The 20,773-nt window shown below is 68.4% G+C and carries 24 protein-coding genes; 18 read left to right on the forward strand and 6 right to left on the reverse strand.

What is annotated here, in order from left to right; genetic code table 11:
- Positions 1-90 precede the first annotated feature (90 nt).
- Positions 91-651 (reverse strand): cysteine hydrolase family protein, encoded by a 561-nt coding sequence (locus tag ACZ5ZX_RS07470; protein ID WP_465501177.1) that lies wholly within the window; start codon positions 649-651, stop codon positions 91-93.
- Between the two features lie 71 nt (positions 652-722).
- Here ACZ5ZX_RS07470 and ACZ5ZX_RS07475 point away from each other — a divergent pair, with 71 nt between their 5' ends.
- Positions 723-1,709 carry a GlxA family transcriptional regulator gene (locus ACZ5ZX_RS07475; protein ID WP_465501178.1) on the forward strand — a complete coding sequence of 329 codons (987 nt, stop codon included), beginning with the start codon at positions 723-725 and terminating at the stop codon, positions 1,707-1,709.
- A complete protein-coding gene (locus tag ACZ5ZX_RS07480) occupies positions 1,682-2,455 on the forward strand; it encodes an enoyl-CoA hydratase-related protein (protein WP_465501179.1) in 774 nt (257 codons plus the stop codon). Before ACZ5ZX_RS07475 ends, ACZ5ZX_RS07480 begins: the two co-directional genes overlap by 28 nt.
- Before the next feature lie 20 nt (positions 2,456-2,475).
- Here ACZ5ZX_RS07480 and ACZ5ZX_RS07485 read toward each other — a convergent pair whose 3' ends face one another.
- Positions 2,476-3,015: an NUDIX domain-containing protein gene (locus ACZ5ZX_RS07485; protein WP_465501180.1), complete on the reverse strand. Its 540-nt coding sequence runs from the start codon at positions 3,013-3,015 to the stop codon at positions 2,476-2,478.
- 37 nt (positions 3,016-3,052) lie between these two features.
- Here ACZ5ZX_RS07485 and nucS point away from each other — a divergent pair, with 37 nt between their 5' ends.
- The 13 genes from nucS (at position 3,053) to ACZ5ZX_RS07550 (ending at position 15,535) form a co-directional block, all read left to right on the forward strand.
- Positions 3,053-3,712 (forward strand): endonuclease NucS, encoded by a 660-nt coding sequence (nucS, locus tag ACZ5ZX_RS07490; RefSeq protein ID WP_044852472.1) that lies wholly within the window; start codon positions 3,053-3,055, stop codon positions 3,710-3,712.
- Between the two features lie 244 nt (positions 3,713-3,956).
- Entirely contained in the window at positions 3,957-4,160 is a 204-nt protein-coding gene (locus ACZ5ZX_RS07495) for a hypothetical protein (RefSeq protein WP_465501181.1), read from the forward strand.
- Positions 4,161-4,165: 5 nt separating this feature from the next.
- Positions 4,166-5,128 carry a patatin-like phospholipase family protein gene (locus tag ACZ5ZX_RS07500; protein ID WP_465501182.1) on the forward strand — a complete coding sequence of 321 codons (963 nt, stop codon included), beginning with the start codon at positions 4,166-4,168 and terminating at the stop codon, positions 5,126-5,128.
- 44 nt (positions 5,129-5,172) lie between these two features.
- Complete coding sequence (locus tag ACZ5ZX_RS07505) at positions 5,173-5,949, forward strand: hypothetical protein (RefSeq protein WP_465501183.1); 777 nt, start codon at positions 5,173-5,175, stop codon at positions 5,947-5,949.
- 217 nt (positions 5,950-6,166) lie between these two features.
- Entirely contained in the window at positions 6,167-7,864 is a 1,698-nt protein-coding gene (locus ACZ5ZX_RS07510) for a sodium:solute symporter family protein (RefSeq protein WP_465501625.1), read from the forward strand.
- Positions 7,865-7,874: 10 nt separating this feature from the next.
- Positions 7,875-8,141, forward strand: a complete 267-nt coding sequence (locus tag ACZ5ZX_RS07515) for a hypothetical protein (protein ID WP_465461399.1) — start codon at positions 7,875-7,877, stop codon at positions 8,139-8,141.
- Positions 8,142-8,188: 47 nt separating this feature from the next.
- Positions 8,189-9,187 (forward strand): DUF3558 domain-containing protein, encoded by a 999-nt coding sequence (locus ACZ5ZX_RS07520; RefSeq protein ID WP_465501184.1) that lies wholly within the window; start codon positions 8,189-8,191, stop codon positions 9,185-9,187.
- A 69-nt stretch (positions 9,188-9,256) separates the two neighbouring features.
- The gene (gene dhaK / locus ACZ5ZX_RS07525; RefSeq protein WP_465501185.1) at positions 9,257-10,258 is read left to right on the forward strand and encodes a dihydroxyacetone kinase subunit DhaK; all 1,002 of its coding nucleotides are present in this window, start codon (positions 9,257-9,259) and stop codon (positions 10,256-10,258) included.
- A 1-nt stretch (position 10,259) separates the two neighbouring features.
- Positions 10,260-10,901 (forward strand): dihydroxyacetone kinase subunit DhaL, encoded by a 642-nt coding sequence (gene dhaL / locus ACZ5ZX_RS07530; protein WP_465501186.1) that lies wholly within the window; start codon positions 10,260-10,262, stop codon positions 10,899-10,901.
- Complete coding sequence (gene dhaM / locus ACZ5ZX_RS07535) at positions 10,898-11,572, forward strand: dihydroxyacetone kinase phosphoryl donor subunit DhaM (protein ID WP_465501187.1); 675 nt, start codon at positions 10,898-10,900, stop codon at positions 11,570-11,572. The genes dhaL and dhaM overlap by 4 nt, the downstream gene beginning before the upstream one ends.
- A gap of 442 nt (positions 11,573-12,014) precedes the next feature.
- The gene (locus ACZ5ZX_RS07540; RefSeq protein ID WP_465501188.1) at positions 12,015-13,790 is read left to right on the forward strand and encodes a 3-hydroxyacyl-CoA dehydrogenase family protein; all 1,776 of its coding nucleotides are present in this window, start codon (positions 12,015-12,017) and stop codon (positions 13,788-13,790) included.
- Between the two features lie 535 nt (positions 13,791-14,325).
- Positions 14,326-14,691: a hypothetical protein gene (locus ACZ5ZX_RS07545; RefSeq protein WP_465501189.1), complete on the forward strand. Its 366-nt coding sequence runs from the start codon at positions 14,326-14,328 to the stop codon at positions 14,689-14,691.
- A 10-nt stretch (positions 14,692-14,701) separates the two neighbouring features.
- The gene (locus ACZ5ZX_RS07550; protein ID WP_465501190.1) at positions 14,702-15,535 is read left to right on the forward strand and encodes a YwqG family protein; all 834 of its coding nucleotides are present in this window, start codon (positions 14,702-14,704) and stop codon (positions 15,533-15,535) included.
- A gap of 31 nt (positions 15,536-15,566) precedes the next feature.
- Here the strand turns inward: ACZ5ZX_RS07550 and ACZ5ZX_RS07555 are convergent, their stop codons facing one another.
- Positions 15,567-16,040 (reverse strand): Lrp/AsnC family transcriptional regulator, encoded by a 474-nt coding sequence (locus tag ACZ5ZX_RS07555; RefSeq protein WP_061982398.1) that lies wholly within the window; start codon positions 16,038-16,040, stop codon positions 15,567-15,569.
- Positions 16,041-16,099: 59 nt separating this feature from the next.
- Here ACZ5ZX_RS07555 and ACZ5ZX_RS07560 point away from each other — a divergent pair, with 59 nt between their 5' ends.
- A complete protein-coding gene (locus ACZ5ZX_RS07560; protein WP_465501191.1) occupies positions 16,100-17,218 on the forward strand; it encodes a trans-sulfuration enzyme family protein in 1,119 nt (372 codons plus the stop codon).
- A 57-nt stretch (positions 17,219-17,275) separates the two neighbouring features.
- A complete protein-coding gene (locus ACZ5ZX_RS07565; RefSeq protein WP_465501192.1) occupies positions 17,276-17,659 on the forward strand; it encodes a DUF6401 family natural product biosynthesis protein in 384 nt (127 codons plus the stop codon).
- Between the two features lie 34 nt (positions 17,660-17,693).
- Here ACZ5ZX_RS07565 and ACZ5ZX_RS07570 read toward each other — a convergent pair whose 3' ends face one another.
- Both ACZ5ZX_RS07570 and ACZ5ZX_RS07575 read right to left on the reverse strand, forming a co-directional pair.
- On the reverse strand, positions 17,694-18,656 hold the full coding sequence (locus ACZ5ZX_RS07570; RefSeq protein WP_465501193.1) for a mechanosensitive ion channel family protein: 963 nt from the start codon (positions 18,654-18,656) through the stop codon (positions 17,694-17,696).
- Positions 18,657-18,753: 97 nt separating this feature from the next.
- Entirely contained in the window at positions 18,754-18,969 is a 216-nt protein-coding gene (locus tag ACZ5ZX_RS07575) for an FmdB family zinc ribbon protein (protein WP_184894857.1), read from the reverse strand.
- A 50-nt stretch (positions 18,970-19,019) separates the two neighbouring features.
- On the opposite strand from ACZ5ZX_RS07575, the gene ACZ5ZX_RS07580 reads away from it, so the two are divergent.
- Positions 19,020-20,144 (forward strand): alkaline phosphatase family protein, encoded by a 1,125-nt coding sequence (locus ACZ5ZX_RS07580; RefSeq protein ID WP_465501194.1) that lies wholly within the window; start codon positions 19,020-19,022, stop codon positions 20,142-20,144.
- Between the two features lie 18 nt (positions 20,145-20,162).
- Here the strand turns inward: ACZ5ZX_RS07580 and ACZ5ZX_RS07585 are convergent, their stop codons facing one another.
- Complete coding sequence (locus ACZ5ZX_RS07585; protein WP_465501626.1) at positions 20,163-20,735, reverse strand: class I SAM-dependent methyltransferase; 573 nt, start codon at positions 20,733-20,735, stop codon at positions 20,163-20,165.
- Between the last annotated feature and the right edge of the window lie 38 nt (positions 20,736-20,773).

The following is a 20,773-nucleotide window of genomic DNA, read 5'->3' on the forward strand; positions in this document are numbered from 1 at the left end:
GCGGTTGGTTACCGCGGGTGTTGTGTGGCTATTGGGTTTAGACCCCGAATCGCCACTCACGACCAACCCGGCCCACCCGCTCCGGAGGTCTCAGAGGCTCCCGAGGATCTCCTTCGTCGAGGTGACCGTGGCGAACCCGCCGCCGTGCAGGTTCGTCGCGGTCGCCTTCGACAGCTCGGCGGCGGTCAGGACGCTGCCGTCCGGCCCGGCGAGGTCGAAGGTGAAGGTGGCGTCGAGGGCGAAAGTGACGTCGTAGCCGAGGTTCCCGCCGACCCGCGCGGTGGTTTCGCAGCAGAAGTTCGTCTGGATGCCGGCGAGGACGAACGAGGTGATGCCGCGTGTCTTCAGCCAGCCGTCGAGGTCGATGTCGCCGTGGAAGGCCGAGTTGACCTTCTTGCCGAACACGAGATCCGCGCGGACGCCGTCGAGTTCGGGCTTGAAGTGGTTGCCCTCCTGTCCCGGCCGCAGCGGCGAGCCGGGTTTGACGGAGTCGTGGTGCACCAGCACGATCGGCAGCCCCCGTTCCTGCCAGGCGTCGACGAGCGCCTTGATGTTGGCTTCCGCGCCGGGGTTGTCGCGCGGTCCCCAGACCGGCTCGTCGAAGCCGCGCTGGACGTCGATCACGAGCAGGGCCTTGGTTTCAGTGGTCATGGCTTCGAGTTTCGTGCTTCCGTCGACCGGCGGGAAGTGGCAGAAGACGCGCGATGCGGTACTTTTCTGCCATGCGAACCGTGGGTGTGCTCCTCCTGCCGGGCAGCCGGTCCTTCGACCTCGGCGTGATCGGCGAGGTCTGGGGCGTGGACCGGACCGACAGCGGCGTCGGCCCTTTCGAGGTCCGGCTGTGTTCGCCGAGCCGTGCGACGGTCGCCACTCGCCCGTTCGGCCAGATCGAGGCGACCCATGGGCTCAGCGGGCTCGACGGCTGCGATCTCGTCCTCGTACCCGGCCGGGTCGATCCGCACGCCGAGGTGCCCGCGGCCGCCGTCGCCGCGCTGCGCAAGGCGCACCGGAACGGGATCACCGTGGCGTCGCTGTGTTCCGGCGCCTTCACCCTGGCCGCGGCCGGGCTGCTCGACGGCCGATCGGTCACCACGCACTGGCGGCTGCTGGACGACCTCGAAACCGCCGCTCACGACGCCGTCGTCCAGCGGGACGTCCTGTTCACCGACGAGGGTGACGTGCTGACGTCCGCCGGTGTCGTCGGCGGCTTGGATCTCTGCCTGCACCTGGTGCGACGCGATCACGGCGCCGAGGTCGCGTCCGCGCTCGCCCGGCGGCTGGTGATGCCGCCCGCGAGGGAAGGCGGACAGCGGCAGTATGTCGACAATCCGTTGCCGCCCAAGCCAGCACGGCCGAGTCTGTCGTCCACAATGGACTGGGCACTCGAGCGGATCGCCGACGACATCGGCGTCGACGACCTCGCGGGGCACGCCGGGTTGAGCGAGCGGACCTTCCACCGCGAGTTCGCGGCGGCCACCGGCGTCACGCCGGGGCGCTGGCTGCGTGCGCAGCGGGTCCGGCTCGCGCGGCGGTTGCTGGAGACGACCGAACTCCCGGTCGAGCGGGTCGCGCAGCGGTCCGGCCTCGGCACCGCCGCCAACCTGCGGCGACGGCTGCGGGCCGACGTCGGCGTCGCACCCGATTCGTATCGCCGGACGTTCCGGTCGGTTACCGTCGAAGCATGGCCGAGTACGAGCACATCCTCGTGAAGCGGGACGGCGACACCGTCACCATCACCATGAACCGCGCCGCGCGGCGGAACTCGCTGTCGGCGGACCATCTCGCCGAACTCCTCGCGGCGTTCCGCGAGACCGGGCGGACCGACGCCACCGGCATCGTCCTGGCGGGCGCCGGACCGGTGTTCTCGGCGGGACACGACTTCGGCGACGTCGCCGCACGCGACCTGACAGGCGTGCGCGAGCTGCTGCGGCTGTGCACGGACCTGATGCGCACGATGCAGTCGGTGCCGCAGGTCGTCGTCGCGCGGGTGCACGGCCTCGCGACCGCCGCCGGCTGCCAGCTGGTGGCCTCCTGCGACCTCGCCGTCGCCGCCGAGTCCGCCGGGTTCGCCCTGCCGGGTGGCAAGGGCGGCTGGTTCTGCCACACCCCCGCGGTACCGGTGGCCCGCTCGATCGGGCGGAAACGGCTGATGGAGCTGGCACTCACCGGCGACGTCGTCGACGCGGCGACCGCGCTGGACTGGGGCCTGGTGAACCACGTCGTCGCGGACGACTCGCTGGACGACGCCGTCGCTTCCTTGCTGAAGCGCGCTACGCGAGGTAGCAGGGCGAGCAAGGCGATCGGGAAACAGACGCTTTACGCGCAGCTGGACCGGCCCGAGGCCGACGCCTACGCGCTGGCGCTGGAAGTGATGGCTTCGGCGTCACAGCTGCCCGGGGCGCGTGAGGGGATGGCGGCCTTCCTGGAGAAGCGCTCCCCGGTCTGGCCGGACTGAACCCGCGCGCGTGAGCGGGGTCAGGAGCGTTCGCGCAGCAGCAGGAGCGTGTAAGCGGCCAGCGTCTGCGCGTCGGTGATGTCACCCGAAGCGATCATCTTCTCGAACTCGTCGCGCTCGAACCACGCCGTCCGCATGTCCTGCTCTTCGACCTCGCGCTGGGCTTCACCCTGCGTGAGATCCGTGGCGAGGAACACGCGACCGCGCTGGCTCGAAATACCGGGGGCGATGTCGGTACGGCCGAGGTCGGTCATCGACCCCGCGATCAGCCCGGTCTCCTCGCGCAGTTCGCGGGCGGCGAGTTCGAGCGGCGGGATGTCGGCGAGGTCGGGGGCGGTGCCCATGGGGAACTCCCAGCGCCGCTGGCCCAGCGGGTAGCGGAACTGCTCGACCAGGTGAAACCGGGCGCCGTCGAAGGGGATCACCACGGCACAGGTGGGTTTGTCGACGACGGCGTAGATCCCTTCGGAACCATCGAGCCGCCTGATGGCGTCTTCGCGCACGGTCATCCAGTTGTTCCGGTACACCTCACGCGAGCTGACACGCTGAACGGGGTCCATGCGACCAGTATGGCGACGCTTGTCCTACCCTCGCGGGGTGCGCCTAGTGATCGCTCGTTGCCAGGTCGACTACGCCGGCCGTCTGACCGCCCATCTGCCGATGGCCACGCGGCTGCTGCTCGTGAAGGCCGACGGTTCGGTGTCCGTGCACTCGGACGACCGTGCCTACAAGCCGCTGAACTGGATGAGCCCGCCGTGCTGGCTGATCGAGGACGGCAAGCTGTGGATCGTCGAGAACAAGCAGGGGGAGAAGCTCGTCATCACCATCGACGAGATCTTCCACGACCACGCCCAGGAACTCGGCGCGGAACCGGGCCTGCAGAAGGACGGCGTCGAGGCGCATCTGCAGGAACTGCTCGCCGAGCACATCAAGACCCTCGGCGAGGGCTACACCCTGGTCCGGCGGGAGTTCCCGACCGCGATCGGGCCGGTCGACATCATGGCGCGTGACGCCGACGGCGCCAGCGTCGCCGTGGAGATCAAGCGGCGCGGCGAGATCGACGGTGTCGAGCAGTTGACGCGGTACCTCGAACTGCTCAACCGCGACCCGCTGCTGGCACCGGTGCAGGGCGTCTTCGCGGCGCAGATCATCAAGCCGCAGGCGCGAGTGCTGGCCGAGGACCGGGGGATCCGGTGCCTCACGCTGGACTACGACGCGCTGCGCGGCATCGAGTCGGACGAGTTCCGCCTCTTCTGACGTCCCCCGCCCCCCCCGTCCAGAGGACTGAACACGCGTGCTCAAGCACGCGAGTGCGGTGTGACGTCACCCGGGCCACCATCCGTCCCGAACACGCCACCTTCGCCAGGAAGTCCGTGAAGGCCTCCTTCCCTACCTTGAGAGTAGGGAAGGAGGCCTTCACGGACACACCGGACTTGGGGGCCAGAGGGGGCTGCATGCGTGGCGGGCAGGGGCGTTGAAAGGCCGATATCGAATCGAGTCCTTGACCCTGTATCTGCATTCTTTCGGACGCCACGTAATGCCCGAAAGTGCGCTGGAAATTAACGAACTCGAATCGACCGGCAAAAGAAGCAGCTATTTCTGGGTCATTCGGGTGAATGCCGGAATCGCCGGTCATGCGCTGTGTCACACTCGATTTCCGCGAGGGGAACCGCCGAAATTCGGTGGTCGCGGGGTGCAGGGGTGATGGACATGGCTGATTCTCCGAAGCACGTCGATCTGGTGCTGGAAGGCGGCGGCGTCAAAGGTATCGGGTTGCTGGGCGCGGTGCTGGAGTTGCACGAAGCCGGTTACTCGTTCCCCCGGGTCGCCGGGACGAGCGCCGGCGCGATCGTCGCGACACTGGTCGCCGCTTATCAGAAGGCCGGGAAGGATCTCGGCGGGCTCGAAGCGGTGATGAACGACATGGACTGCCGCCGGTTCCAGGATCAGTCCCTGCTCGACAAGGTCACCGGCCCGATCGGCGACGGTGTCGATCTGCTCCTGCACGACGGGATGCACACCGGTGACTATCTCGCCGAATGGCTCACGCCGTTGCTGGACGAGGTCGGCGTGCGTACCTTCGCCGATCTCGCCATCGACGATCCCGAAGGTACTTTGCTTTCGTACCAACGGTATTCCCTGGTCGTGCACGTCAGCGACCTGACCCGCCGCGTGCTCGTCCGGTTGCCTTGGGATTATTCCCAGTACGGCCGCGATCCCGGTGCGGAAAAGATCGTCGACGCCGTCCGCGCCTCGATGTCCATTCCGTTCTACTTCCGGCCGGTGCAGTTCGACGTCCGCCCCGAGGGGTCGGTCACCTGGGTCGACGGCGGTCTGCTGTCGAACTTCCCGATCACCGTCTTCGACCGGACCGACTCGAAGCCCGCGCGCTGGCCGACCTGGGGTGTGAAGCTTTCCGGGGAACCGGTCGGCGGCCGGGACAAACCGGTGAAGAGTGCGTTGCGGATCGCCATCAGTTCGCTCGAAACCCTGATGTCGGACTGGAATCGTTACCGCTTGCACGAGGAAGGTGTGAACCGGCGGACGGTGTACGTCGATACGACCGGTGTTTCCGCCGTCGACTTCGGGCTCGGCGAAGAGGAGAAGAAGCGCCTCTTCGAAAGCGGGCGGGAGGCCGCGCGGCGGTTTCTGGAAAAGGTTGTGCCGCAGTGAACTCGCCGGCGGTATTCCGGTGGGATGAGGGATAGGAGGATCCCATGCGTTATCGCCCGATCGGCAACGAGCCGGCGGATGATCGCCTCGGCCGGTTCATCCCGGACGACTGGCGTCACGTCGAGCGCTATCCGCTGACCGCGCTGGCCACCGAGGACCGGCCCACCCGGTCACCGGTCGTCATCGGCGTCAACTGGTACAAGGAATTCGACGTGCCGGAAAAGGACGAGAAGTCCGGCGAGTTCTTCGTCGCGAAGGGCGGCGCGAAATCGCTCACCCGGATCCGCGGTGGGCACTGCGTCTGTCTCGAACCCGGCGAATCGACCGACGGCGAGACCCAGTACGCCTTCTACGACCAGGGCAGAGAGGGTGCCTGCGTCGGATTCGGCTGGTCGCGCTGCATGACGATGTTCAACAACGAGCTCTACGCCGCGCGCTGGCTGTGGGATCAGGCGAAGCTGCGCGACGAATGGGACGAGACCAACCCCGGGGACAACAACGGCACGTCCGTCCGCGCGGCGGCCGAGGTGCTGCTCGAACTCGGCCATGTCCCGTGGTCGGAGAGCTACGCCGACGACGACCACGTCAAGCGGGCCGCCTACACGCCCGACGTGAAGAACGGCATCCAGGCCTTCCGCTGGGCGAAGAGCGTCGAGGAGGTGCACGAGGTACTGGGCAACCCGCGCGCCGACGAACTCGGCGCGGTCCCGTTCCTCAACTCGTGGGGTCCGGGCTACCCGCATCGCACGTACCTGCCGGATGACGTCCTCGCCCGATTGATCAAGGAGGACGGCGAAGTCGGCCTGCCAACGGACCGGTAAACCCCCACCGGTCGCGGGGAAGGGCCGTTCCTGGCGAAAGCCGGAGCGGCCCTTTCTCGCTCCATCGGACAAGAATTGTCATGAAAACTGCCCGATCGGACACATCCGGGCAGACCTCACCCTCCCACGCTGCCGCTCCTGAATCCATGCAGTATGGTCCGCGATTGACGCGTTACCGGCGTTTCTCGTGGACATTTTCACTATGGAGGTGGGTCGGTTGCACGTGCTGGCCGATGCGAACCTGCGGCTGGACGCAAGTCCTATCGACTACGTCCTGCTCGCCTTCTATTTCGCACTGGTACTCGGCATCGGGTACATGGCGCGAAGGTCGGTCTCGAGCAGCCTGGACTTCTTCCTCTCCGGCCGCTCACTGCCCGCTTGGGTCACCGGTCTCGCCTTCATCTCGGCCAACCTCGGTGCGGTCGAGATCATGGGCATGTCGGCCAACGGCGTGCTCTACGGCCTGCCGACCGTCCATTACTTCTGGATCGGCGCGATCCCGGCGATGCTGTTCCTCGGCATCGTGATGATGCCGTTCTATTACGGCTCGAAGGTCCGCAGTGTCCCGGAGTTCATGCTCCGCCGGTTCGGCAAACCCGCGCACCTGGTCAACGGCATCAGCTTCGCGAGCGCGCAGATCCTGATCGCGGGCGCGAACCTGTTCCTGCTCGCCAGCGTGGTGAACCTCCTGCTCGGCTGGCCGCTGTGGGTGTCGATCATCGTCGCGGCCGCGGTCGTGCTCTCCTACACCGCGCTCGGCGGCCTTTCCGCCGCGATCTACAACGAGGTCCTGCAGTTCTTCGTGATCGTCGCGGCGCTGCTGCCGCTGACCATCGTCGGCCTGGTGAAGGTCGGTGGCTGGCAGGGTCTGGTCGACAAGGTCACCGCCAGCCCCGGCGGCGAGGCGCAGCTGCACTCGTGGCCGGGTGACAACCTCACCGGCTTCGGCAACAGCTTCCTGTCGGTACTCGGCCTCGTGTTCGGCCTCGGTTTCGTGCTGTCCTTCGGTTACTGGACGACGAACTTCGTCGAGGTCCAGCGGGCCATGGCGTCGAAGAGCATGTCGGCCGCGCGGCGGACGCCGATCATCGGCGCTTTCCCGAAGATGCTGGTGCCGTTCATCGTCATCATCCCCGGCATGATCGCCGCGGTCACCGTGTCCGAGTACGTCCAGGACAAGCAGGTCCTGCTCGAAGGCGGCGACGCGCCCAGCGGGGTCACCGCGAACAACGCGATCCTGCTGCTGATGCGCGACCTGCTGCCCAACGGCATGCTCGGCGTCGCGCTCGCCGGTCTGCTCGCGTCCTTCATGGCCGGTATGGCCGCGAACCTGAGTTCCTTCAACACGGTCTTCACCTACGACATCTGGCAGTCGTACGTGAAGAAGAACGAGTCGGACGGCTACTACCTCCGTCTCGGCCGCATGGTCACCGCCATCGGCACCGTGCTCGCGATCGGCACCGCGTTCATCGCGTCGAACTCCGGGAACATCCTGACCTACCTGCAGGACCTGTTCTCCTTCTTCAACGCACCGCTGTTCGCCACCTTCATCCTCGGTATGTTCTGGAAGCGGATGACGCCGACGGCGGGCTGGGTCGGCCTGGTGTCCGGTACCGCCTCCGCGATCACCGTGTGGCTGCTGTCGCAGGCCGGGGTCCTCGGGCTCACCGGGCAGGGCATCAGTTTCGTGGCCGCCGGTACGGCGTTCGTCGTCGACATCGCGGTCAGCGTCGGGGTCTCGCTCGCCACCGCGCCGAAGCCGGAGGCCCAGTTGGTCGGCCTCGTCTACTCCCTCACCCCGAAGGAGTCGCTGAAGCACGACGAAACCGGCGACGACGCGGGCTGGTACCGCAAGCCGGGCCTGCTCGCCGGCATCGTGCTGATCCTGACCATCGCGCTCAACATCATCTTCTAGGAGGCCGGAGATGGCTGCTTCCCAAGCTCCCAAGAAGGCCGGCGTCTTCGACATCCGGCTGATCATCGCCCTGCTCATCGGCGGCTACGGCCTGGTGCTCACGATCATGGGCATCTGGTTCACCACCGCCGAGGAGCGCGCCAAGGCCGCCGACGTCAACATCAACCTGTGGGCGGGCATCGGCATGCTGGTGTTCGCGGCGCTGTTCATGCTGTGGGCGAAACTGCGGCCCATCGTGGTGCCGCCCACACCGGAAACCGGCGAGGGCGGCGAATAGCCGGGTTGTCCGGACAGCGGAGAGGCGGTCCGGCTACCGTGCACGTCGTGCTGCTCAACGCTCGACGTCGCCGGATCGCGTCCGCGCTGGCCCTGGTCGCCGCGCTCGGCGCGCTGTCGGCCTGCGGACAGAACCTCGGCAAGTCCAACTTCGCCCGTACCACCGTCGCCGCCGAAGCCGGTTCCGGCGGTGAGGTGCCGAGCGGGGACATCAACGATCCGGCGGTCACCCCCGCGGTGATGCGCACGATCGACCCGTGCCCGCTGGTGGGCAAGGAGGTGCTGAGCAGCCTCGGCACCCCGGAGGACCCGCGGCCGTCGTCGACGTCGTTCGGCTCCTGCCGGGCGAAGGTGACCGACGCCGGCGGCAAGCAGCTCTCGGTCAGCGTCGATATCGGCGCGTCGGTCTACAGCTCCAGCCAAGGTGTGACCGTGACGGCGGTCGAGGGGCTGCCGCAGGTGGAGCGGAAGAGCAAGGACGGCAAGAGCTGCGACGTCGGCATCATGACGCTGCGCAAGCCGGAGCGCGGGGTCGGCTTCTCGGTCACCTACGACGGCGGTGATCCATGCGCTGCCGCTCGCGCGGTGGCCGCGAAGGCCGTGAAGAGCCTGCACTCGTCGCCCGCGAAGTACCCGTCCAGCGCGGGCACGCTGACAGCCGTCGATCCGTGCACCGCCGCCGACGCCGCCGTTCTCGGCGAAGTCGTGCCGCATGGCGCCACCACGCTGACCAGCTTCCACAGCTGCGACTGGACCCCGGGCTCCAACCCGCGGATCTCCATCGGTTTCCGCACCGGCCTGCCGCCCGAGGAACGCGACGGGACCAAGAAGATCGAGATCGACGGCGTCCCCGTGTACCAGAAGGCGGGTACCGTCAGTTCGGCCGAGTGCAAGATCGAGTGGCAGCACAAGCCGTGGGTCGACGAAGACGTCGAGATCGTCGGCGTGATCTACAAGAACTATGACGAGAAGAAGGACGAAGCGGCGTCCTGCGAGAAGGCGGCCAAGGTCGCCAAATCGGTGCTCTCCAAGCTGCCGAAGCCCTAGGTGCTGGCGGCATCCGGCCGCGGGCGGTAGGAAGGGGACACCCCACCCGCCGACGTGTCGGAGGCCACTTTGAAGAAGATCATCAACGACCCGAAGACGGTGGTCGCGGAATCCTTGCGCGGACTCGCCGCGGCGCACGCGGACGTCCTGCGGGTGGCGGACGATCCCGCGATCGTGGTGCGGGTGGACGCACCCGTGGCGAACAGGGTCGCGGTGATCTCCGGCGGCGGTTCCGGACACGAACCCCTGCACGGCGGCTTCGTCGGGCGGGGCATGTTGACCGCCGCCGTGCCCGGCGCGGTGTTCACCTCGCCGACACCGGACGCCGTCGAGGCCGCGGTCAAGGCCACCACCGGGGACGCGGGCGCCCTGCTGATCGTGAAGAACTACACCGGGGACGTGCTCAACTTCGAGACCGCCGCGGAACTCGCGGCCGCCGAGGGGCTGGACGTGCGCAGCGTGGTCATCGACGACGACGTCGCGGTCAAGGACTCGACCTACACCGCCGGTCGCCGCGGTGTCGGCGGAACGGTGCTGCTGGAGAAGATCACCGGCGCCGCCGCCGAACGCGGCGACTCGCTCGACGCGGTGGAGGCCCTGGCGCGCAAGGTGATCGGCCAGGTCCGCTCGATCGGCGTCGCGCTCACCGCGCCGACCGTGCCGCACGCGGGCGAGCCGAGTTTCGACCTCGCCGACGACGAGATCGAGTTCGGCATCGGGATCCACGGCGAACCCGGTATCGAGCGGACAGCCGTGGTGACGGCCGACGAACTCGTCGCGCGCATGGTCGAAGCGGTGGTGACGGACCTGCCGTTCACCGAGGGCGACAAGGTCCTGCTGTTCACGAACTCGATGGGCGGCACCCCGCTGGTCGAGCTGTATCTGGCGCACGGGATCGCCGAGCGGCTGCTGGCCGAGCGTGGGATCGTGGTCGAACGGCGCCTGGTGGGGCCGTACATCACCAGTCTCGAGATGCAGGGGATGAGCCTGACTTTGCTGAAACTGGACGACGAGCTGACCGAGTTGTGGGACGCGCCGGTGCACACCCCGGCACTGAGGTGGGGAGTCTGAGATGAGGGGTGCCAAAGGTGAGTCCTGCACCGCCGAGACGCTCGCCGCCGCCTTGCGGGCGGCGGCCGCGGTGATCGCCGAGCATCGGGTCGAACTGATCGACCTCGACCGTGCCATCGGCGACGCCGACCACGGTGAGAACATGGACCGGGGGTTCGCCGCGATCGTGTCCGCTTTGGACACCGCGACGCCCGAAACCCCGGCGGCGGTCGCGAAACTCGCCGCCACGACCTTGATCTCAAAGGTCGGCGGGGCGGCGGGGCCGTTGTATGGCACGGCTTTCCTGCGCGCGTCGGTCAAGCTGGGCGACGCGGCCGAAGTGGACGGCCGTCTGCTCGTCGAGGCGCTGCGCGCGGCGCTCGAAGGAGTGCAGGCGCGCGGCAAGGCCGTCGGCGGGGACGCGACCATGGTCGACGCGCTGATCCCCGCCGTGTCCGCCGCCGAGGAGGCGGCCGATTCGGATATCGCGGCGATCCTGACCGCCGCGGCCGATGCCGCCGACAAGGGCGCCGAGTCCACTGTGGACCTCGTTCCGCGCAAGGGGCGCGCGTCCTATCTCGGCGAGCGCGCGAAGGGGCATATGGATCCCGGCGCCCGTTCGACGGCGCTGCTGCTGCGAGCCTTCGCGGAGGCCGCCAAGTGAGCGTCGGAATCGTGCTGGTCTCCCACAGCGCCAAACTCGCCGAAGGGCTCGCCGAACTCGCCGCGCAGATGGCGCCGGACGTCACCATCGCGGCGGCCGGCGGGCTGTCGGAAGGCGGAATCGGCACGGATTACGACGAGGTCGTCGCGGCGACGCAGCGTGCCGATTCCGGCGCGGGCGTCGTCCTGCTGTACGACCTCGGCAGCGCGCAGATGACAGCGGACCTCGCCGTCGAGTCGCTGGCAGATCCGTCGGCGGCGGTCGTCGTGGACGCTCCGCTCGTCGAGGGCGCGATCGCCGCGGCCGTCGCGGCGCAGGGCGGCGCGGACCGCAAGGCCGTCGCCGAAGCCGCCGCTTCGGCTGGCGCGCCGCCGGATCTGACGTTCGACAGCGGCGCGCAGGACGGCGAGAGCAGCGTCGAACTCACGCTGCGGAACGACGTCGGATTGCACGCGCGGCCCGCCGCGGTACTGGTCCGGAGCATCGCGGGGCTGGACGCCGAGGTCACCGTGCGGCTCGGCGAGGAGACCGCGGACGCCAACAGCGTGCTCGCGCTGATGGCCCTCGGCGCACGTCAGGGCGACCGGATCGAGGTCCGCGCGCGGGGAGCGCAGGCCGAAGAAGCGCTCACCAAGGTCAAGGACCTCGTCGACCAGAACTTCGGCGAGTGAGCTGAGGGTCCCGTGCCGTGAAGGCCTCCGCGGCGACCCAAGTACAAGGCTCGTCTGTTCGGGTGGGGAAGATTCCGGCCGTTGGACGTCCGGAATCTTCCCCGCTCGATTGCCGGTCCGCAGGTCGTGATGGGTACGAGCTTGATCGACGGAGGATTGGGGACGTTGAGTGTCCCGGATCTTCCGTTGATCAAGCTGTGACACCGGGCAACGATGCCCGCGGAACCACCACCCTCGTGCAGGTAAGGCGTAGGGGCCTTCATGTACCCACGGGGCGGTCGTGAACGGTCCCTTCCGCGCGTCGCATGCGGGGGAAAGACCCCGGTCCGACCTCGTCCGCGAGTGACACTTACTCGATTAGGAGGGTGACAGCCGCTGCTTTCCGCGCCCCGGCATGGCACGATCGGAGAAATTACCAGCGAGTAACCTCCGGAGGCCGGTTGTGGCGCGGGAAATCTCGAGTGTGGGAGTCATCGGTCTCGGCACCATGGGTGCCGGGATCGCCGAGGTGCTCGCGCGAAGCGGTGTGTCCGTGGTCGCGGTGGAGATCGACGACGACGGGGTGAACCGGGGCCGGGGTCATCTGGAGCATTCGACCGAACGGGCGGTGTCCGGCGGCAAGCTCGACGCCGACGGCCGGAGCGCGCTGCTGGACCGGATCCGGTACACGACGTCGCTGTCAGAACTGTCCGATGTGGACTTGGTGATCGAGGCGATCCCGGAGAACCTCGAAGCCAAAACCGACGTTTTCGCGGCGCTGGACAAGATCACCGGCCCGGACACGATCTTCGTGTCCAACACCTCTTCGTTGTCGATCACCGAGATCGGCGTGCACACCGCGCGGCCGGGCAAGGTCGTCGGGATGCACTTCTTCAACCCGGCACCGATCCTCAAGCTGGTCGAGATCGTCCGGACGGTGGTCACCGAGCCCGACGTCGTCACCGACGTCGTCGCGTTCGCCGAACGGCTCGGCAAGACGCCGGTGGTGATCGGCGACCGCGCCGGGTTCATCGCGAACGCCCTCCTTTTCGGGTATCTCAACCACGCCGTGCGGATGTACGAACAGCGCTACGCCACACGTGAGGATCTCGACGCCGCGATGCGATTCGGCTGCGGATATCCCATGGGGCCCTTGGCGTTGCTCGATCTCATCGGGCTGGACACCGCGTACGAGATCCTCGACACGATGTACCACCAGTCGCGCAACCGGCTCCACGCGCCGGCGCCGCTGCTGAAGCAGATGATCACCGCGGGTCTGCTTGGCCGGAAGACGGGGCAGGGTTTCTACACCTACGACGAACCCGATTCGCCGACCGTGACCGACGCGATTACGGCGTCCACAGTGGACACAGTGGCGCCGCGAGAGGTGCGCAAGGTCGGTGTCGTCGGGACCGGGACCATGGCGACAGGCATCGTCGAGGTGTTCGCGAAACGCGGTTACGAAGTCATCCTGCGGGCGCGAAGCGCGGAGAAGGCCGCCGCGTCGGTCGCGCGGGTTAAGAAGTCTCTGGACAAGGCCGTCGTCAAGGGCAAACTGTCCGAAGCGGACGCCGCCGCCGCGCTCGGCCGGATCTCGCCCGCGGTGGACTTCGACGAATTGGCCGACGTCGACCTCGTCGTCGAGGCGGTGGCCGAGGATCTGGCCGTCAAGCAGGCCGTCTTCGCCGCGCTCGACGACGTCGTGAAGCCGGGCGCGGTTTTGGCGACGACCACGTCGTCGTTGCCCGTGATCGAATGCGCGGCCGCCACCTCGCGGCCTTCGGACGTGGTCGGCGTGCACTTCTTCAACCCGGCGCCGGTGATGAAACTCGTCGAGGTCGTCTCGACGATCGCCACCGCGCCGGACGTCGTCGCGACCGTGGACGCCGTTTGCGCGGCGGTGGGCAAGCACCCCGTGCACTGCGGCGATCGGGCCGGGTTCATCGTGAACGCGCTGCTGTTCCCGTATCTCAACGACGCGGTGAAGATGCTCGAGGCGCACTACGCCGAGGCCGACGACATCGACACCGCGATGAAGGTGGGCTGCGGACTGCCGATGGGCCCGTTCGAACTGCTCGACGTCGTCGGGCTGGACGTCTCGCTGGCGATCCAGCGGACGCTGTTCAACGAGTTCCGGGAAGAGGGCTTCGCGCCCGCGCCGCTGCTGGAGCACCTCGTGACGGCGGGGCGGCTCGGGCGGAAGACGGGGAAGGGCTTCAAGGACTACTCGGCCAGGTAGGTCCTCGTGAGTGGCCGGTAGCGGCCGGGCCGTGAAGGACTCCTTGGGGGACTCAGAGTCCCTCAAAGTTCCCCTCACCCGGAGCTGACGGAAGCCGGGCCGCGCCCCAGCGTCCACAAGGGACACTTTTCCGAAGAAGTCTGTCCGACTTGGGTGGTTTGTGCGGTTGCGGGCGGGGGTGGTGTGTGGCAATGTGGGGTGTTAACCGAATCGCCACTCACGACCCCACGCGGAACCGCACATAGGGCCATCAATCGGACAATCGAGTCCCTGGAAGGTGCCCCTTGTGGACAGTCGCGCGACGCGCCCCCGCCTCAGCGGGCAGGTCCTCGTCTGCCGCCGGGCAGCGAGCCGATCACGCCATATTTGACATACCCCTCAAATAACCCTCATTACCCCTCACGAGACATCGGTCGGGCACCTCATCGCCCGTGTACCTGCGTCGACCCGTCCATGAGCGATTATTCGGCGGGCCGCCGAGCGTGTCCATGAAGGAATCGGGACGTTGGGGGTGAGTGGCCGGTAGCTTGGACGTATGCCGGTTTCCTCGGGGGTCAGGAAGCGGATCAAGGAATTTCTCGATCCGGACGACGAGCTCCACTACGTGTTCCCAGCCGACATCTTCGGCAGTGCCAATCCCAGCGTGTTCTTCGCGGTGACCCGCAAGTCGATCACGATCATGACGACCGGATACCTGAGCCGGAACACGCCGAAAAGCGTCGTCTCGACGACGCTGCGCAACCAGCGGATCGGGCCGGTCGACACCGCCACCGTCCCGTGGTTCAAGTTCAACGGCATCGACTACGAGATCGACGACGAGTACATCCCGGTCGTGCACGCCGCCGACGCGGAGATCATGCGGGACGTGGCGAAACCTGAAGATCCGCTGCCGGACCTCTAAGCTCGCCGGGGTGCGTCAGCTGACTTACGACGGGGTACCGATCCCCGGCCTGAACGACCTGGTCCGGACCGCGATTCGCCTGCACCCCGCGCCGGGCGAACCCGGTCCGGACGAGAGCCACTTCGGCGGCCCGCTGCTCTGGCCGTCGGACGAACCGTGGCCGGAGTGCCCGGTGACCTGGCCACCCGATCCGGACGCCTCCGACGACGCCTGGAACGGCGGGCATCCGCTCGACGGCCCGGTCCCGGTGATGGTCAGCGCGGCGCAGCTCTTCCGGGACGACTTCCCGGAGCTGCAGTTCCCGGAGGGCGCCGACGTCCTGCAGATCCTGCTCTGCCCGCTGACGCACGACAGCCCGTACCACCAGGGGCCCGCGGTCCGGCTGGTGTGGCGCGACTCCGGTGAGGTGGGGGACATCGCGGATCCACCACCGGCTCCCGGTGGCGCCGAGGCCGGATACCTGCCGCGGCCCTGTGTGTTCGAGCCGTGCTCGATCGACGAGCTGCCCCGGCTCTGCGACTTCCCGGCGGAGACCCGTGCCGCGCTCGGCATCCCCGAAGGCGCGGGCGACGATCCGGAGGGCTGGCCGGAGCTGGGGCAGTACTCGAAGATCGGCGGCTGGACGGCCTGGTCCGCGACCGACCGCACCGACCTGGGCTGCCGTGAGTGCGGCGCGGAGCTGCGGCAGACGATCGCGCTGGCCACGGAGGAACACGAGGTCGGCTGCGGCTGCGAGGTCGCCGAGGACGGACCGGCGGGCTGGTCGTTCGGAGCGCGGGGCGTGCTGAACGTCTTCACCTGCCCGGCCGACGTCACGCATCCGTTCAAGGTCCGCATCGACTGACCTGCGCTTCGGACGTCCCTGGCGATCCGGCTCAGCCGGGCGGGAGCAAAGGTCCCCCGCTCCAGTGCTGGAAGACCAGGTTCGTGTGGACCCTGGCGACCTCGTCACGGGCGGTCAGCTCGTCGAGCACCAGCCGCTGCAGTTCGGTCGCGGACGCGGTGGCGACGTGCGCGAGGAAGTCGTCCGGGCCGGTCAGGTGGTAGACGGCGCGGACCTCGGGCAGGGCGAGCAGATGCTCGACGAACGAGTCCACCAGCGCCCGCCGGTGCGGGCGGACCTGGACGAACAAGAGCGCTTCGAGGGGGCGGCCGAGTTTGGCGGCGTCCACCTCCGCGCGCTGGCCGATGATCACGCCGGTCTCGCGAAGCCGGTTGACGCGGTCGAGGCAGGTCGAGGGTGCGATGCCGACCGCGGCGGCCAGATCCTTGTTCGAGATCCGGGCGTCGTTCTGCAGCAGCCGCAGAATACGAAGATCAACCGTGCTCAGTTCGACAGAATCCGACATCGGCGAATGATATCCGAGAATATTGCGGATGATCCGGAGAAAATCGCACCATCTGGAGTATGACCGCAACGCTGCGCACCCGAGCCGTCCACGCCGGCCGTGACGATCTCACGGACCTCGGCGTCCACGCCGCTCCGCTCGATCTGTCCACGACCTACCCGTCACGGGACAGCGTCGAGGAGGCCGGCCGCATCGACGAGTTCGCCGCCACAGGCGCGCTGTCGGGCCTGCCGGTCTACGGGCGGCTGAGCAACCCGACCGTCGAAAGGTTCGAGAAGGCGCTGGCCGAACTCGAAGGTTTCGACGACGCCGTCGCGTTCGCCACCGGCATGGCCGCGGTGTCGGCTTCGCTGCTCGTGGCCGTCGCGCGAGGCAAACGGCATATCGTCGCCGTCCGCCCGGTATACGGCTGCACCGATCACATGCTCACGTCCGGTCTGCTCGGCACCGAGGTGACCTGGGCCGATCCGGAAGGGGTCGCCTCGGCGCTGCGTCCCGACACCGGTCTGGTGCTGCTCGAAACACCCGCGAACCCGACCCTGCGCGAAGTCGACATCGCGGAGATCGTCCGCGCCGCGGGTGAGGTCCCGGTGCTGGTCGACAACACCTTCGCGACACCGGTCCTCCAGCGCCCGGGACGGCACGGCGCCCGGTTCGTCCTGCACAGCGCGACCAAGTTCCTCGGCGGCCATGGCGACGTCATGGGCGGCGTCATCGCCTGCGGTGCCGAGGACGCGGGGATGCTGCGGCAGATCCGCTTCGCCACCGGCGGCGTGCTGCACCCGCTGGCCGGGTACATGCTGCTTCGCGGCCTTTCGACCCTGCCGCTGCGGGTCAACGCCGCGTCCACGACAGCCGCCGAGCTCGTCGAGCGGCTGCGGGGGCACGCGAACGTCGCCGCGGTGCACTACCCGAGCCTCGGCGGTCCGCTGATCGCGTTCGAGGTCGACGGTGATCCGCACGCGCTCATCGGCGCGGTCCGGCTGATCACCCCGGCCGTCAGCCTCGGCAGTGTGGACTCGCTCATCCAGCATCCCGCGTCGATCAGCCACCGGATCGTCGCCGAGGACGACCGGCGCGGCGCGGGCGTCACCGACCGGCTCATCCGGATGTCGGTGGGATTGGAGGACGTCGAGGACCTGTGGCACGACCTCGACCAGGCGCTCAAGGCCTGCTGAGCGAGATCGTAGTCACGAGGATGTCGACAAATCGTCCCGCGTAGCTAACCTGGTCGGGTGAAAGATCTGGTTTCGTCCTGGGTGGAATCTTCGGCTCGTAGCACGCTTTCGCGGCTCCACGAGCAGATCGGCGTCGCCGGACTCGCCGCGGCGGCGGCCCTTCCCGGGCTGTCGGCTGTCTTCGATCAGCACTCCGCCGCGGTGCGGGACATCCTCGCGGCGGGGGTCGAAGGTTCGGCGGCTGTCGCCGGGGTGGTGCTTCTCGCGGGGTACACGCGAGGCCTGCTCGACGAGGCCAGGACCAAGGGCTGGACGTTTCGTGCCCCAGCCGATCTGACGGCCTGGAACACCAGCGATTGGCTGACCGCCCGTCTGGTCGGCGTGTGTTCGCTGGCCGCCACGATGGACGACAGGCGACCGCAGCCGACCGGGAACGGATAGGGCGGCCGGACACCCTACCCGTTCCCGTTCTAGGTCAGCGGTACTCCGGCGGAGGGGGCATTGACCCGCCGGGGGGCCGCTGGCCGGGATCCTGGTGCGGAGGCACCTGGCCCTGGCTCGGCGGGAACTGCTGGTGCGGGGCGGGCGTAGCGCCACCGGTCTGCATTCCGCCACCGGCCTGCTGCGTCCTCGCCGGGTCCGCGGCGTGGTGCCCGGCGGAAACCGGCTGGTGGACGGTCGTCTGCTCGGTCGGCACGTCACCCGAACGACGGGCGTCCTCCCGGCCTCGCTGATAGGCCTCGGCCTGCGCCTTCGCGGCGGGGATCTCCGCCTCGGCCCGGCCGAGCCAGGTCTCCCAGCGCTGCTGCATCGGCTTGATCAGGCCACCGCCGACACCGACGACGGCGATGCCGCCGATCGTGGCGAGCACGGTGATCAGCACCGGCAGCGTGACCGCGGTGGCCACCCCGATCTGGTTCAGCGCGGCGATCGCGCCGAGACCCCAGATGAACACCGAGGCGATGGTGGCGAGCACCTTGCCGTAGGAAACGCCGCTCAGCGCGTTGCCGACCAGGTCCTTGACCGCCTTGGCGATCGCACCGGCGATCACCACGATGACGATCGCGACGATGGCGCGCGGCAGCCAGGCGACGATCTCGTTGAGCAGCGAGCTCACCGGGTTCGGACCGAACACGCCGAACGCGAACTGCAGGGCGATCAGCAGGATCGCGTAGTAGACGATCTTGCTGATGATGTTCGACGCGTCGAACTGGCTTCGCGCCAGCATCTGTTTGAAGCCGCCTCGGTCGATGAGGCGGTTGAACCCGACCTTTTCGAGCACCATGCTCACGGCCTTGGCGAGCGCCTTGGCGATCAGCCAGCCGATGAACAGGATGACCAGGAACGCGAGCAGTTTGGGGACGAAGGTGGCGACCGAACTCCAGGCGCTGGACACGCCTTGACCGAAATCGACGGCCGCCAGTGCTGATGTGGCCACTGGACTTGCTCCCTTCCACCACTGGAGGTTCCAGACTGGTGGAAGGGGGGTACCCGATGATTAGTTCGTCACACGTACACCCACCCGATCGGGTGGTTCAGCCGCAGCAACCGCCTCCGCAGCAGCCGCCGCCCCCACCTGCGGGAACAGGGGCCGGACCGGAGGCCGATCCGGTCAGCGCGACGGTCGTCAGGAGCTTGACGGTGTCCTGGTGGCCCTCCGGGCACGGCGCGGGCGCGCCGGACTCGCTCATCGGCCGCAGCAGTTCGAAGGTCCCGGCGCACTCGCGGCAGCGGTAGGCGTAAGTCGGCATAGCCGCATTATCCCATCTTCTTTCGCGAGCCGGGATGGCAAGCTGTCCGGGTGGAACTGCCTGTCGCGGCGCAAGTGCCGCACCTCGGCCAAGTCGTCCCGTCCGTTCTCTCCGCCCTCGGTGCCGCCGAGTTCGCCAACTCGCTGAGCCTCGCCGAGGCGGACGGCGCGTGTGTCCTGCTCATCGACGGCCTCGGCTGGGAACTGCTCGCCGAACACGCCGCCGACGCGCCCGTGCTCACGCAGCTGGCGAAGTCGCCGCTGCGGGTCGGCTTCCCGTCGACGACCGCGGCCGGGCTCGGCGCGATCGGCACGGGGCTGGCCTCGGGGGAGCACGGGCTGATCGGCTACAGCTTCGAGGTCCCGGGTGCGGGCGTCCTGAACGCGTTGCGCTGGACCAGCCACGAGGACGGCGGCGACCTCCGGGGGAAGCTGCCGCCGCGCGAGGTGCAGCCCCTGCCGACGACGTTCGAGCGCGCGGCGGCCGCGGGCATCACCACCAGCGTGGTCTCGTCCGCGAAGTTCGCCGACACGGCGCTCACCCGCGCGACCCAGTCCGGCGGCCGGTACGTCGGTGTCCACGCCCTCGGCGACCTGGCGGCGTGCATCCTGCAGTGCCTCCAGACGCGGCCCGCGTTCTGCTGGGGCTATCACAGCGAACTCGACATGCTCGGCCACGTCTACGGACCGGGTTCGTCGCCGTGGCGGATGCAGCTGCGCCACGTCGACAGGCTGGTCGAGTCGATTGTGGACGGTTTGCCCTCCGGTGCGCTGCTCGCGGTCGTGGCCGATCACGGCATGGTGACCGTCGAGGGCGCGCTCGACATCGACGACACCCCCGCGCTGCTCGGCGGCGTCCGGGCCATCGGGGGCGAGGTCCGGGCGCGGCACGTCTACAGCGAGCCGGGTGCCGAGGCCGACGTGCTCGCGGCCTGGCGCGAAGTGATCGGTGACCGGGCGTGGATCCTTTCGCGCGACGAGGCCGTCGAGGCGGGCTGGTTCGGGCCGGTCTCCGAACGTGTCCGGCCGCGCATCGGCGACGTCGTCGCCGCGTCGAAGGGGCGTTTCGGGCTCGTGCGGGAACTTGCCGAGGCCGTCGAGTCCTCTTTGGTCGGTCAGCACGGCTCGCTGACCCCGGCCGAACAGCTCGTCCCCCTGGTGCTCGCCCGCGGCTGACAGAGCGCGTTCAGCCCGCTAAACGCGATCAGCGGGCTTCCGGGCGGAGAACCGCACGGAGCGCTTCGGGACGTGGTCGACCTCGATGTCGGTGAAGCCGGCGCCGGTGAGCCGGGGCCAGACCGAAACCGGGTCGAGCGCGTTCATGGTGTCGCCGAGGTGGAGGAGCCGGAACGGCGCGTTCGCCAGGCTGTCGATCGCACGCAGGACGCCGCCGGGGCGAAGGACACGGAACGCTTCGGCGAAGATCGCGTCCTGCAACGCTGTCGTCGGCACGTGGTGCAGCATCGTGAAGCACACGACGGCCGAGAATTCGCCGTCCTCGAAGGGCATCGCGGCGCCGTCTCCCTGGACGATCCGCACGCGGCCGTCGAACTCCCGCTTGAGCAGCTCCGCCGACGTCTCGTCGATCTCGATGGCGGTGAGCCGGGGGACGAGCCGGGCGAGTGCCCGGGTGGTGGCGCCGTAACCGGGGCCGATCTCGAGTACCGAATCGCCGAGATCGAAGCCGGCGACGTTGCCCGGCATCTCGGCGGCGACGGCTTTCGCCCACAACGCGGAACTGCAGAGTTTGCGGTGCACCAGGTTCATCGGCATGGATCCGAAGCTAGCCGTGACCGGTAGGCGAT

This window comes from Amycolatopsis sp. NPDC033938, assembly GCF_055575975.1.